This window comes from Pseudomonas sp. GW821-FHT05H12 (genome assembly GCF_059419385.1).
The window spans coordinates 24,536-37,259 of sequence record NZ_JBWKRS010000035.1 but is presented as its reverse complement, the minus strand read 5'-3'; the positions used below and the strand labels follow the sequence as shown (position 1 = coordinate 37,259).

Annotated in this window: 16 protein-coding genes, 1 tRNA gene and 1 pseudogene; 3 read left to right on the top strand and 15 right to left on the bottom strand. The window is 57.9% G+C overall.

Going from position 1 to position 12,724, the window contains the following annotated elements:
- Nucleotides 1–150: 150 nt before the first annotated feature.
- The 10 genes and pseudogenes from AC07SU_RS25050 to thrS all read right to left on the bottom strand — a co-directional run.
- Nucleotides 151–329 (bottom strand): annotated as a pseudogene (locus AC07SU_RS25050) (KUP/HAK/KT family potassium transporter); the annotation flags it as partial.
- A 124-nt stretch (nt 330–453) separates the two neighbouring features.
- Nucleotides 454–530, bottom strand: a tRNA-Pro gene (locus AC07SU_RS25045).
- A 90-nt stretch (nt 531–620) separates the two neighbouring features.
- Nucleotides 621–977 carry a MerR family transcriptional regulator gene (locus AC07SU_RS25040; RefSeq protein WP_003174972.1) on the bottom strand — a complete coding sequence of 119 codons (357 nt, stop codon included), beginning with the start codon at nt 975–977 and terminating at the stop codon, nt 621–623.
- Nucleotides 958–1,260: an integration host factor subunit alpha gene (ihfA, locus tag AC07SU_RS25035; RefSeq protein ID WP_002553164.1), complete on the bottom strand. Its 303-nt coding sequence runs from the start codon at nt 1,258–1,260 to the stop codon at nt 958–960. Before ihfA ends, AC07SU_RS25040 begins: the two co-directional genes overlap by 20 nt.
- Before the next feature lie 3 nt (nt 1,261–1,263).
- Nucleotides 1,264–3,642: a phenylalanine--tRNA ligase subunit beta gene (gene pheT, locus AC07SU_RS25030; protein ID WP_494998531.1), complete on the bottom strand. Its 2,379-nt coding sequence runs from the start codon at nt 3,640–3,642 to the stop codon at nt 1,264–1,266.
- 26 nt (nt 3,643–3,668) lie between these two features.
- Nucleotides 3,669–4,685 (bottom strand): phenylalanine--tRNA ligase subunit alpha, encoded by a 1,017-nt coding sequence (pheS, locus tag AC07SU_RS25025; RefSeq protein ID WP_017737822.1) that lies wholly within the window; start codon nt 4,683–4,685, stop codon nt 3,669–3,671.
- A 109-nt stretch (nt 4,686–4,794) separates the two neighbouring features.
- Complete coding sequence (gene rplT / locus AC07SU_RS25020) at nt 4,795–5,151, bottom strand: 50S ribosomal protein L20 (RefSeq protein ID WP_007913489.1); 357 nt, start codon at nt 5,149–5,151, stop codon at nt 4,795–4,797.
- 30 nt (nt 5,152–5,181) lie between these two features.
- Nucleotides 5,182–5,376, bottom strand: a complete 195-nt coding sequence (gene rpmI / locus AC07SU_RS25015; protein ID WP_002553160.1) for a 50S ribosomal protein L35 — start codon at nt 5,374–5,376, stop codon at nt 5,182–5,184.
- Nucleotides 5,377–5,436: 60 nt separating this feature from the next.
- Nucleotides 5,437–5,988: a translation initiation factor IF-3 gene (gene infC / locus AC07SU_RS25010; protein ID WP_169850653.1), complete on the bottom strand. Its 552-nt coding sequence runs from the start codon at nt 5,986–5,988 to the stop codon at nt 5,437–5,439.
- Nucleotides 5,988–7,910, bottom strand: a complete 1,923-nt coding sequence (thrS, locus tag AC07SU_RS25005) for a threonine--tRNA ligase (protein WP_494998530.1) — start codon at nt 7,908–7,910, stop codon at nt 5,988–5,990. The genes infC and thrS overlap by 1 nt, the downstream gene beginning before the upstream one ends.
- 366 nt (nt 7,911–8,276) lie before the next feature.
- Here thrS and AC07SU_RS25000 point away from each other — a divergent pair, with 366 nt between their 5' ends.
- Both AC07SU_RS25000 and AC07SU_RS24995 read left to right on the top strand, forming a co-directional pair.
- Nucleotides 8,277–8,588: a hypothetical protein gene (locus AC07SU_RS25000; RefSeq protein WP_494998529.1), complete on the top strand. Its 312-nt coding sequence runs from the start codon at nt 8,277–8,279 to the stop codon at nt 8,586–8,588.
- A 292-nt stretch (nt 8,589–8,880) separates the two neighbouring features.
- Nucleotides 8,881–9,093, top strand: a complete 213-nt coding sequence (locus AC07SU_RS24995) for a cold-shock protein (protein WP_003234260.1) — start codon at nt 8,881–8,883, stop codon at nt 9,091–9,093.
- A 73-nt stretch (nt 9,094–9,166) separates the two neighbouring features.
- Here AC07SU_RS24995 and AC07SU_RS24990 read toward each other — a convergent pair whose 3' ends face one another.
- On the bottom strand, nt 9,167–9,487 hold the full coding sequence (locus AC07SU_RS24990; protein ID WP_176998758.1) for an I78 family peptidase inhibitor: 321 nt from the start codon (nt 9,485–9,487) through the stop codon (nt 9,167–9,169).
- Between the two features lie 143 nt (nt 9,488–9,630).
- Entirely contained in the window at nt 9,631–9,939 is a 309-nt protein-coding gene (locus tag AC07SU_RS24985; protein ID WP_176998757.1) for a hypothetical protein, read from the bottom strand.
- 156 nt (nt 9,940–10,095) lie between these two features.
- Here AC07SU_RS24985 and AC07SU_RS24980 point away from each other — a divergent pair, with 156 nt between their 5' ends.
- Nucleotides 10,096–10,308, top strand: a complete 213-nt coding sequence (locus AC07SU_RS24980; RefSeq protein WP_176998756.1) for a hypothetical protein — start codon at nt 10,096–10,098, stop codon at nt 10,306–10,308.
- Between the two features lie 33 nt (nt 10,309–10,341).
- Here AC07SU_RS24980 and AC07SU_RS24975 read toward each other — a convergent pair whose 3' ends face one another.
- Genes AC07SU_RS24975 through rbsK form a run of 3 tightly spaced genes read right to left on the bottom strand, consistent with a single transcriptional unit; the run spans nt 10,342 to nt 12,714 of the window.
- Nucleotides 10,342–11,370 (bottom strand): nucleoside hydrolase, encoded by a 1,029-nt coding sequence (locus AC07SU_RS24975; RefSeq protein WP_176998755.1) that lies wholly within the window; start codon nt 11,368–11,370, stop codon nt 10,342–10,344.
- A gap of 25 nt (nt 11,371–11,395) precedes the next feature.
- Nucleotides 11,396–11,800, bottom strand: coding sequence for a D-ribose pyranase (rbsD, locus tag AC07SU_RS24970; RefSeq protein ID WP_176998754.1), 405 nt, complete (start codon nt 11,798–11,800; stop codon nt 11,396–11,398).
- A complete protein-coding gene (gene rbsK / locus AC07SU_RS24965; RefSeq protein WP_494998528.1) occupies nt 11,797–12,714 on the bottom strand; it encodes a ribokinase in 918 nt (305 codons plus the stop codon). Before rbsK ends, rbsD begins: the two co-directional genes overlap by 4 nt.
- Nucleotides 12,715–12,724 lie beyond the last annotated feature (10 nt).

Sequence of the window (12,724 nt, the reverse complement as noted above, 5' to 3'; positions counted from 1 at the left end):
TGCAGGATCAGCAGTCCCGGGCGCCGTAACGAACAGCGGTACGCTCACGGGCATCGGGCACTTGGATCGAACACCTGAATGGCGCCACAGGTCTTGGCTGCGGCATCGCACTGTCGGGAGGTCATATCAGCGAAGCACGGCTGCACCAGGGCCTTGATCGGCGTGCAGCGCCTCGGCGTCGGTCACCGCCAGCACCACCGCACCACCGCACCAAAGATCACCACGCCGATGCCCATGTGCACCACGAAGAACTGCACGCTCCACGCCGGGTTTAGCCTCTGCAGTACCTCTGGCCGCTGCACGATGCCATGCACGCTCAGAGATACGAGAGTCGAAGCCTCTCAAGTGGCATATTTACTGAGATCCAAGATATCCGTGGGAGTAAATGTGGGAGTATTTTTTAGACATGAAAAAGCCCAACCTTTTCAGATTGGGCTAAGTCATTGAAAAATATGGTCGGGACGGAGTGATTCGAACACTCGACCCCTAGCACCCCATGCTAGTGCGCTACCGGACTGCGCTACGCCCCGACTAGGCGTGTTACTGGGTTCGCTTCTTGAGGAAGCGAACCGGAATATACCGCAAGCTTTTGAAATGTGGAAGTATTTTAAAAGCTGGAATTACTTCTTCAGCACCACCAGCACATCTTCGAGTTCGGAGATCATCTGGCGGATCAGTTGCTTGTATTGGGTGGTGTCGTCTTTGGCTTCATCACCGGACATACGCTGGCGCGCGCCGCTGATGGTGAACCCCTGGTCGTACAGCAACGCACGGATCTGCCGGATCATCAGCACATCCTGGCGCTGATAATACCGACGGTTCCCGGTGCGTTTGACGGGGTTGAGTTGAGGAAACTCCTGCTCCCAATAGCGCAGCACGTGCGGCTTGACCGCACAGAGCTCGCTGACTTCACCAATGGTGAAGTAGCGTTTGCCTGGGATGACGGGTAGCTCGTCGTTATGACTTGGTTCCAGCATAAGCCTCAACTCGGGCCTTCAACTTCTGCCCTGGACGAAAGGTGACCACACGGCGAGCCGTGATCGGGATTTCTTCTCCCGTTTTTGGATTGCGGCCAGGCCGCTGGCGTTTGTCCCGCAGGTCAAAATTGCCGAAACCGGACAATTTGACCTGCTCGTTGTCTTCCAGAGCGTGTCTGATCTCTTCAAAAAACAGCTCGACCAATTCCTTGGCCTCGCGCTTGTTCAGACCCAGCTCTTCGTACAGACGTTCCGCCATCTCAGCTTTCGTCAAAGCCCCCATACGTCACTTCCTTAACGTGGCGTTCAACCTTTGTTCGAGCGAGGTGAGGATATTTTGTGTCGTGGTATTCACCTCATCGTCATTAAGAGTGCGCGATGGATGCTGCCAGGTCAAGCCAACTGCAAGGCTTTTTCTATGCGGATCAATGCCTTTACCCTGATAGACGTCAAATAGCCTGAGGTCTGTCAGCCATTCCCCTGCATTTTCACGGATTACATCCAGAACGGCAGTGGCGGCCACTTCACGATCGGCAATCAGCGCGAGGTCACGACGCACTTCAGGGAAGCGCGACAACTCGCTGAATTTAGGCATCTTGCCCGACGCGACTTCAGCCAAGACTAGCTCAAAAACAAAGACCGGACGGTCCAGGCCGAGGGTTTTCGACAGCTCAGGGTGAATGGCGCCGACGAAGCCCACCAAACGACCTTCACGTTCGATACGTGCAGTCTGGCCCGGGTGCAACGCCGGGTGGCTGCCAGGCAGGAAGGTGAAGTCATCCAAGGCACCGGCAAAGCCCAATACCGCCTCCACGTCTGCCTTGACGTCGAAGAAGTCCACGGTTTCGCGACCCTGCGCCCAGCCTTCCGGCAGGCGGCTGCCGCACACCACACCGGCCAGCATCGGCTCTTGCTTGAGGCCGTCCAATTGACCGACAAAACGCAGGCCGCTTTCGAACATGCGCACGCGGTCTTGCTGACGGTTCAGGTTGTGGGACAACGCCTTCACCAAGCCTGGCCACAGCGACGAACGCATGGCAGCCATGTCATTGGAGATCGGGTTGGCCAGCAACAGCGGCTCGACGCCCGGGTTGAACAGTTCGAACTGCTTCGGATCGATGAAGCTGTAGGTCACCGCTTCCTGGTAACCACGAGCCACCAGCAGGCGACGCAGCTCAGGCAGGTGCGCACGCGCCTCGGCCTTGGGTTGCGGGGCCAGGCGCGCTTGCGGGTAACGAACCGGCAGGCGGTTGTAGCCATACAGGCGGGCCAGTTCTTCGATCAAGTCGACTTCCAGGCTGATATCGAAGCGATGGCTTGGCACTTCAACGTGCCACTGCCCTTCCCCGCCGGCGGTGATACCCAGGCCGAGGGCGGACAACAGTTGCTCGATTTCAGCCGGCTCAATCACCAGGCCGAGCATCTGCTCAACGCTTTTGGCACGCAGAGTGATCGGCGCAACAGACGGCAGGTGCTGCTCGCTGACAGTTTCAGTGATCGGGCCGGCTTCACCACCGGTGATTTCCAGCAGCAGGCCAGTGGCGCGCTCCATGGCTTCACGGGCCAGCTTCCAGTCCACGCCACGCTCGTAGCGGTGCGACGCATCGGTGTGCAGGCCGTAGGAGCGGGCCTTGCCAGCGATGGCGATCTGGTCGAAGAACGCACTTTCAAGGAAAACGTCACGAGTGGTGTCAGACACGCCGCTGTGCTCGCCACCCATCACGCCGGCAATCGCCAGGGCACGGGAATGGTCAGCAATGACCAGGGTGTCGGCGCGCAGGCTGACTTCCTGGCCATCAAGCAGAACAAGCTTTTCGCCTTCTTCAGCCATGCGCACGCGGATGCCACCGTTGATTTCGGCGAGATCGAAAGCGTGCAGCGGCTGACCCAGCTCCAGCATCACGTAGTTAGTGATGTCGACAGCTGCATCGATGCTACGCACGTCGGCGCGACGCAGACGCTCAACCATCCACAGCGGTGTTGGCTTGGACAGGTCGACGTTACGGATCACACGACCCAGGTAACGTGGGCAGGCGTTTGGCGCCAGCACTTCAATCGGGCGTACTTCGTCGTGCACCGCAGGCACGGCAGCAACGACCGGCCGAGTGACCGGGGCGTTGTACAGCGCGCCCACTTCACGGGCCAAGCCGGCCAGGGACAGGCAGTCGCCACGGTTCGGGGTCAGGTCGACCTCGATACTGGCGTCTTCCAGGTCCAAGTAAACGCGGATGTCCTGGCCCACTGGCGCGTCGGCCGGCAGTTCCATCAGGCCATCGTTGCCCTCACCCACTTGCAGCTCGGCCTGGGAGCACAGCATGCCGTTGGACTCAACACCACGCAGCTTGGCTTTCTTGATCTTGAAGTCGCCTGGCAACTCGGCACCGATCATGGCGAACGGGATCTTCAGGCCGGGGAGCACGTTGGGCGCTCCGCACACGACCTGGAGGGTTTCCGCGCCATTGCTGACCTGGCACACACGCAACTTATCGGCATCGGGGTGTTGCTCGGTGCTCAGCACCTCGCCAACCACCACGCCATTGAAAACACCGGCGGCCGGAGTAACGCTATCGACCTCAAGACCGGCCATCGACAGACGAGCAACCAGCTCGTCGCGGCCTACCTGCGGGCTTACCCAGCCACGCAGCCATTGTTCACTGAATTTCATCCTGCTCTCCTAAAGGTTCGTTACGACTAGCGAAATTGCGCGAGAAACCGCAAGTCGTTGTCGAAGAACAGACGCAAGTCGTTCACGCCGTAACGCAGCATGGCCAGACGCTCAACGCCCATGCCGAAGGCAAAGCCCGAGAATTCTTCCGGGTCTATCCCGGACATGCGCAGCACGTTCGGGTGAACCATGCCGCAGCCCATCACTTCCAGCCAGCCGGTTTGCTTGCACACGCGGCAGCCTTTGCCACTGCACATCACGCATTCCATATCCACTTCAGCGGATGGCTCGGTGAACGGGAAGAACGATGGACGGAAACGCACCGCCAGCTCTTTCTCGAAGAACACACGAAGAAACTCTTCGATGGTGCCCTTGAGGTCGGCGAAGTTGATGTCGCGATCAACCAGCAGGCCTTCGACCTGGTGGAACATCGGCGAGTGGGTGATATCGGAGTCGCTGCGGTACACACGGCCTGGGCAGACGATGCGGATCGGCGGCTTGTTCGCTTCCATGGTGCGGACCTGTACCGGCGAGGTATGGGTGCGCAACAGCATGTTCGCGTTGAAATAGAAGGTGTCGTGCATCGACCGGGCCGGGTGATGGCCTGGGATGTTGAGCGCCTCGAAGTTGTGATAGTCGTCTTCGACCTCTGGGCCTTCGGCAATGCCGTAGCCAATGTGGGTGAAGAACTGCTCGATACGTTCCAGAGTCCGGGTGATCGGATGCAGGCCGCCCGAGGCCTGGCCACGGCCAGGCAGGGTTACGTCAATGGACTCGGCGGCGAGTTTGGCCGCTAGATCAGCCTCCTCCATTGTCGCCTTGCGCGCATTGAGAACCTCTGTGACACGCTCCTTGGCGACGTTGATCAGCGCACCGACTTGCGGACGCTCTTCAGCCGGCAAATTCCCCAGGGTCTTCATCACCTGAGTCAATTCACCCTTTTTGCCAAGGTAGTGAACCCGGATTTGCTCCAGGGCATTGATATCTTCAGCGCTTTGCACAGCCTCAAGAGCTTGAGCGACGAGCGCGTCCAGGTTTTCCATGTACAGACTCCAGATACAAAATAGGGGAAGAGCTTGAAGGCTCTTCCCCTATTTATGACGTTTACCACCCTGGGCTGCAGGAGCAACCCAGAATGACTGTCGGGGGTACTTAAGCCAAGGTGGCTTTAGCTTTCTCGACAATCGCGGCAAACACCGCTTTTTCGTTCACTGCCAGATCAGCCAGAACCTTACGGTCGATCTCGATGGACGCTTTTTTCAGGCCAGCGATGAAACGGCTGTAGGACAGACCGTTAACACGTGCACCAGCGTTGATACGAGCGATCCACAGAGCGCGGAACTGACGTTTTTTCTGACGACGGTCACGGTAGGCGTATTGGCCTGCCTTGATTACCGCTTGCTTGGCAACACGGAATACGCGTGAACGCGCGCCGTAGTAGCCTTTAGCAAGTTTCAGAATTTTTTTGTGACGTTTACGGGCAATGACGCCACGCTTTACACGAGCCATGAGTTACTTCCTCTATTCTTGATCCAAAAATTAACGAAGGCGCAGCATGCGCTCGACTTTTGCCACGTCAGACGGATGCAGCAAGCTGCTACCGCGCAGTTGACGCTTACGCTTGGTCGACATTTTGGTCAGGATGTGGCTCTTGAAAGCGTGCTTGTGCTTGATACCGTTAGCAGTTTTCAGAAACCGCTTAGCAGCACCACTTTTAGTCTTCATCTTTGGCATGTTCGGATACTCCGCATTCAGTTGATAAACATAATCAGAAGGCCTGCCGTGCCCTGTTGATTACTTCTTCTTTTTCGGGGCGATGACCATGATCAGCTGGCGTCCTTCCATCTTAGGATGCTGCTCGACGGAACCGTACTCCAGCAGGTCAGCTTCAACCCGCTTGAGGAGTTCCATCCCCAGCTCCTGGTGGGCCATCTCACGGCCGCGGAATCGCAAGGATACCTTGGCCCTGTCCCCATCACTCAGGAAACGTACCAGGTTGCGCAGTTTTACCTGGTAATCCCCTTCCTCCGTCCCTGGACGAAACTTGATTTCTTTTACTTGAATCTGCTTTTGGTTCTTCTTCGCCGCAGCAATCTGCTTCTTCTTTTCGAAGATCGACTTGCCGTAGTCCATCACCCGGCAAACAGGCGGGACTGCGTCGGCGGAGATTTCCACCAGGTCCAACTTGGACTCTTCAGCGATACGAAGCGCTTCATCAATCGAGACGATGCCAATCTGCTCGCCGTCAGCGCCAATTAACCGAACCTCGCGTGCCGAGATATTCTCGTTGATCGGGGCTTTCGGTGCAGCTCGTTTATCTTGTCTCATTTCACGCTTAATAATAATTACTCCGAATCTGGGCGACCACGCCGGGAAACCGCTTGCGCGAGGAACTCAGCGAACTGGGCGACGGGCATCGAGCCCAGGTCAGCACCTTCACGAGTACGCACAGCGACAGTCTGCATCTCGACTTCCCGATCTCCGATAACCAAAAGATAGGGAACCTTGAGCAAAGTATGCTCGCGGATTTTAAAGCCGATCTTTTCATTTCTCAAGTCGGACTTGGCACGAAACCCGCTTTCGTTGAGAGTTTTTTCAACTTCAGCGGCAAAATCTGCCTGTTTATCAGTGATATTCATGATCACTGCCTGGGTCGGAGCCAGCCACGCAGGGAATGCACCCTCGTAGTGCTCGATCAGGATCCCGACGAACCGTTCGAACGAACCGAGGATCGCCCGGTGCAGCATAACCGGGTGTTTGCGGCTGTTGTCTTCGGACACGTATTCGGCGCCCAGACGGATCGGCAGGTTAAAATCGAGCTGCAGGGTACCACACTGCCAGACACGGCCAAGGCAATCTTTCAGCGAGAACTCGATCTTCGGACCGTAGAAAGCACCCTCGCCTGGCTGCAGGTCGTACGCAAGGCCCGCGCTGTCGAGCGCTGCGGCTAGTGCCGATTCGGCGCGATCCCACAGCTCGTCGGAACCGACGCGTTTTTCCGGACGAGTGGACAGCTTCATTTCGACTTCGGTAAAGCCGAAATCGCGATAGACATCCATGGTCAGCTTGATGAACGCGGCGGATTCGGCCTGCATCTGCTCTTCGGTGCAGAAGATGTGGGCGTCATCCTGGGTGAAGCCACGCACGCGCATGATGCCGTGCAGCGCACCCGATGGCTCATTACGGTGGCAGGCACCGAACTCGGCCAGGCGCATCGGCAACTCGCGATAGCTCTTCAGACCCTGGTTGAACACCTGCACGTGGCAAGGGCAGTTCATGGGCTTGATGGCGTAGTCGCGGTTTTCCGACTGGGTGGTGAACATGTTATCGGCGTAGTTGGCCCAGTGCCCGGATTTCTCCCACAGGCTACGGTCAACGACTTGCGGAGTCTTGATCTCCAGGTAGCCGTTGTCGCGCTGAACCTTGCGCATGTACTGCTCAAGCACCTGGTACAGGGTCCAGCCGTTCGGGTGCCAGAACACCATGCCCGGCGCTTCTTCCTGGAGGTGGAACAGGTTCAGGCGCTTGCCAATCTTGCGGTGGTCGCGTTTCTCAGCTTCTTCGATGCGCTGGATGTAGGCGGCCAGCTGCTTCTTGTCAGCCCAGGCGGTACCGTAGATGCGCTGCAGTTGCTCGTTTTTCGCATCGCCACGCCAATAGGCGCCGGACAGCTTGGTCAGCTTGAACGACTTGAGGAAACGCGTGTTCGGCACGTGCGGGCCACGGCACATGTCGACATATTCTTCGTGGTAGTACAGGCCCATGGCCTGCTCGTCCGGCATGTCTTCCACCAGGCGCAGCTTGTAGTCTTCGCCACGGGCGGTAAACACGTCGATTACGTCGGCGCGCGGCGTGACTTTCTTGATCACGTCGTAATCTTTTTCGATCAGCTGATGCATGCGCTGTTCGATCGCGGCCAGGTCGTCCGGTGTGAAAGGACGTTCATAGGCGATGTCGTAATAGAAGCCTTCTTCGATGACCGGGCCGATCACCATTTTCGCGGTCGGATACAGCTGCTTGACCGCGTGGCCAATCAGGTGAGCGCAAGAGTGACGAATGATCTCCAGCCCCTCCTGGTCCTTGGGCGTGATGATCTGCAGGCTGGCATCGGTGGTGATCAGGTCGCTGGCATCGACCAGCTTGCCGTCGACCTTGCCGGCCACGGTGGCTTTGGCCAGGCCTGCACCGATGGATGCGGCGACATCGGCTACGGAAACCGAATGATCGAATGAACGTTGACTGCCGTCGGGAAGAGTAATAGTTGGCATGGCGCCTCCTCTCCTAGTGGTGACCCCTACCAAAGGTCACGTGGGTTGGGATGAGCCAGTACAAGATCCAATACCAGGCCGTTCAGTGATGAACGCCTGCCTTACAGCGGCAGGAGCCTTTCGGCCAACCGATAATCGAACCAGAGTGACTGGAGTGAGCTAAAAAGAACATGGCAAGGCGGCAAATGGCGCGCCTGGAAATAGCCAGGTCGACGATGCTAGCACAGATGAACGGTCGTCGCGCCGGCGCGGCTTCATGTAATGAAAAATTCCGGGCTTTGCTGCTGCAAAAGTGAACTTGAGCTGTACGCACTACCTCAAACCCACTGAGAATTGCTGTCCGTCCTCGACCCAAAGGAGCATCCCATGATGCGTTTTACCTCGACACTCGCTCTCGCCGCCTCCCTGACACTGATGTCCCTCGGCGCACAAGCAGCCGCTCCATCGAACTGGCCTGCCGGCGCCCGCGATAGCTTCGTCAAAGATTGCAGCGCAGCAGCCCAGCAGAACGTCGACGCCAAAACCGCCAAAGACCATTGCGAATGTGGCGCCGACAAGATCAATGCCGAGCTGACCACGGCGGAAATCACAGAGCTCATGAAAAACCCGAATGCCAGCCCTGCGCTTAAAAACAAAGCGGTTGCGGCGATTTCGTCCTGCAAAGTCGTGAAAAAATAGTCAGCCATACCCGTGCTCAGACGGTCAATTTGTTGAAAAAACAGCCTGAAAATTGCCTTATCTCACAAATTACGCAGCTTTTACGGCTTTTTTTAACAGCTGATATTTCGCGCCAAAGCCCCGTAGATCGGGGCTTTCAGCCGACCGAAGCACTAAACGCAACGCTATTGATTAGCAAACAATGCCTTGGGGGGGCTCCCAAGCCGAACATTTCGACTATGATAGCCCGGTGTGCCCAGTTGGCCTGAGCAGCACAGCACTACTGAAAATATATGTTTCTTGGAGATACACCATGTCTAATCGCCAAACCGGCACCGTTAAATGGTTCAACGATGAAAAAGGCTTCGGCTTCATCACTCCTCAAGGTGGCGGTGACGACCTGTTCGTACACTTCAAAGCTATCGAAAGCGACGGTTTCAAAAGCCTGAAAGAAGGCCAAACCGTTTCCTTCGTGGCTGAGAAAGGCCAAAAGGGTATGCAAGCTGCACAGGTTCGCGGCGAGTAATTCTCCGCTGAGCTAAAAAAACCCCGTCCATGTGGCGGGGTTTTTTATGGGCGCTGTAAAAGCCTTGAAGCGATCAGCCGCAATTGACCCGCGTGATCACCAGGTTGTCGTCGGTGTTCAGGTTCAGGCGATCGGAGCGGTATTCCAGGGTAATCATGTCGTTTGGCTTGAGAATCCGTGCGTTCTGCGCACCGGCACGGGTACGGGCCTGCTCCAGCAACTGGGGCGAGGCTTTCTGGCCGATTGCGAACTCGGCGGCTTTCGACTCACAGCGGGTATGAGTGACGTCAGCGGCGGCGGTTGCTTTGCCTGGCTCAGAGGCACCCGGGGTGCTGCAACCCGCCAACGCGAGTGCTGCCAACAAAGTACCGAATGATGCGAGCTTCCAAGGCATGAAGCCTCCTATGATAAAAATGGACAGAGATCGTGCGACAGCGATATGGCGGATTGGTTTCAAGACGTAAACCGCCGGAGGGCAAGTCTGCCCTACTCTTGCGCGGCATTCGCCCGAGCAATCGTCACCAGATATGAACGTACTCAGTAGATATCGATGTAGTCGGACGAAGGTTTTGGCCAGTTCTGCGTAAGCGCATTCAGGATCTGGGTCACCCAGACTTCATCGCTGGCAGCCACGTTGCCGACGTAGCCTGAGCCCTTGGCCCAGGTCTCCAGGCGAAACAGCAACCCTTCGATCTCGACACCACCCACCGCCCTGCCAGAAGAGATATAAGCGATCCCGGCCTTGGTCACCCGCAATTGGGCATGTTCATCGTCACTGGCACTGGCAATCAACTGGCGCACGGCGGCCAGGTTCAGGTTGTCGGGGTTGTTCAAATCGATCTGCACGCGTTCATTCCCGGCAATTAAACAGGGAGACAGTGTCGCACAGCCCCTCGCTCATGCCTAAGTAGCAGTGCCAAACGCGGCGCAAAATGGTTAACTGCGCCGGCAAGAACCGCGTTCCAGCGCATTACCCAGTACTTTCAACACCGCGAGACAGCCATGAGCACTGTAACCCTCCAAGCCGATATCAAAGCCAAGTGGCCTCAGGGACAAAGTTCCTACAGCCCCGGAAGCCCCGAAGAATTGGCAATCATCGGTATCGACCTGCTGGTCAAGGAATTGGGCACCCAAGCGGCGCAAGCCTTTATCGGTCAGGTATTCGAAAAATACCCGGCCGATCACATGGGTGCACACGACCCCGAGCGGGAATAAGAACCGGTCGACGAGCGCCGACCGGCAAACACCTTACTTCAAGCGTGCCAGGCGCTCAGTCAGCAGATCGAAGAAGCCCTGGGCGTCGCCGTTCTCGACCCAAAACACATTCTTTTCCTGCTTCAGGCCGTCGTACCAGTCGACGATGGTCTGACCGAAAGTCGGGCCTTCGCGGCTATCGACCACCATATTGGCCTGACGGCCGCTGAACAGTGAAGGCTTGAGCAGATAAGCAATCACCGTGGCATCGTGCACCGGGCCACCGGGGATGCCGTAGTGCTCCATATCGCCTTTGACGTATTCGTTAAGGATATTGCTGACGACTTTGCTCGCGTTGTTGTTGAGGTCTGCGATCTTTTTCAAACGCGTTTCGCTGGTCAGGACTTTGTGGGTCACGTCCAGCGGCAGGTAGGTCAACTTGACGCCACTCTTGAGCACGATCTCGGCCGCAACCGGGTCGGCGAACAGATTGAATTCGGCCACTGGCGTAATGTTGCCGCCATTGAAGTGCGCACCGCCCATCACCACGACCTCCTTGATGCCTTGGGTGATTTCCGGCGCCTGGGTCAATGCCAGCGCCAGGTTGGTCTGCGGACCGAGCATGGCGATGGTGATGCTATGAGGCTTGGCGGTGCTCAAGGTCTTGATCAGGTAATCAACCGCATTGCCTTCGGCCAGACCCTTTTTCGGCTCATGCACGGTGACGCCGGAGATGCCTTCCTTGCCGTGGATATTCTCGGCATAGATCGGCGTGCGCAGCAGCGGCTTGGGTGCGCCGGCATACACCGGAATATCTTCGCGCCCTGCCCACTCACGGGCCAGCCGTGCGTTGCGGGAAGTCTTGTCCAGGCGCACATTGCCGGCGACAGTGGTCAGCGCTCGAATGTGCAACTCCTCGGGAGAAGCCATGGCAAACAGCAAGGCCACTACGTCATCAGCACCGGGGTCGGTGTCGATGATCAGGTCGATTTTTTCCGCCGCATGGGCGCTGGCTGCGGTGAGTGCGGACAAGAGCAGGACACTCCGGAACAGGTTTTTCAGGGTGGGTAGACCACGTTGCATGAAACACTCCTTGTCATTGGGAACGCTAGAAAGTTACGCCGGACACCAGCGCGATGTTGCAATAAGGCTGGCACTCGCCCGTGCGCACGACGGCGCGAGCCTTGCGGCTCAGTTGCTTGAATTCTTCATGGCTGACCAGACGGCGCTCGCCCAGGGCCGCCTGCTCGGTCAGGGTATTAAGGGCAGCCAACGCCGGTGGCTGCTTGAGCAGGATCTCCTCGGCCAGCACGTGGCTTTCCACCTGCATCTCGCTGAGCACAATGCGCAAGGTGCTGATGAAGTCCGGAATGCCTTGGGTCAGCGCCAGGTCGATCAGCTCGACGCCAGGCGGTACCGGCAAGCCGGCATCACCGATCACCAGTACATCGCCGTGACCCAGGGACGCGATGACGCGTGACAGTGCAATATTGAGGAGCGGTGTCTTTTTCATGAGGGCACAAAACCTTGAACGTCGTGCAGCGTGGGAATAGAGGGCTGCGCACCGGCACGTGTCACTGACAGCGCCGCTGCCACTTGGCCAAATCGGATAGCCTCGGCTTCGCTCTTGCCATTGGCCAGCGCCGCAGCAAAGCCTCCGACAAAGGTGTCACCGGCCGCCGTGGTATCCACAGCCTTGACCTTTGGCGCCATCAGGTGTTCGAAGCCCTTGCCATCGGCAAACAGCACGCCTTGGGCACCCAGGGTGATGATGACTTTGCCGGCGCCGGCCTTGATTAATTCTGTCGCGGCAACCTGGGCACTTTCGAGAGAGTCCACCGTCACGCCACTGAGGGCCGTGGCTTCGCTCTCATTGGGGATCAGGTAGTCGATCGCGGCATACCAGTCGCCCGGCAACGGGCCGCTGGCCGGTGCCGGGTTCAGGATGACGACCTTGCCCAGCTCACGCCCGCGCTTGAGCGCGTGACCAACGGTGGCCATCGGTACTTCAAGCTGGCAGATGATCACATCGGCCGCCTGCAGAACGGCGTCAGAGGCTTGCAGTGACGCAGGTGTCAGCTCGCCGTTGCTGCCGGCCACGATCACGATCGCGTTCTGGCTGCTGTCGTCCACCACAATCAATGCCACGCCACTGGAGCCTTCCACCGCTGCAACGGCCTGGCAATCAACGCCTTCCACCAGCAGAGCATCGCGCAACTGGGTGCCGTAGGCGTCAGTGCCCACGCGACCAACCATCGCCACCTCGGCACCCAGGCGCGCGGCCGCCACCGCCTGGTTGGCACCCTTGCCGCCAGGCACCGTGGTGAACGTCTGACCGATCAGGGTTTCACCGGCACGCGGCAACCGGCTGGCACGGGTCACCAGGTCCATGTTCAAGCTGCCTATTACCACTACTTTTGCGGGCATACATCAGTAC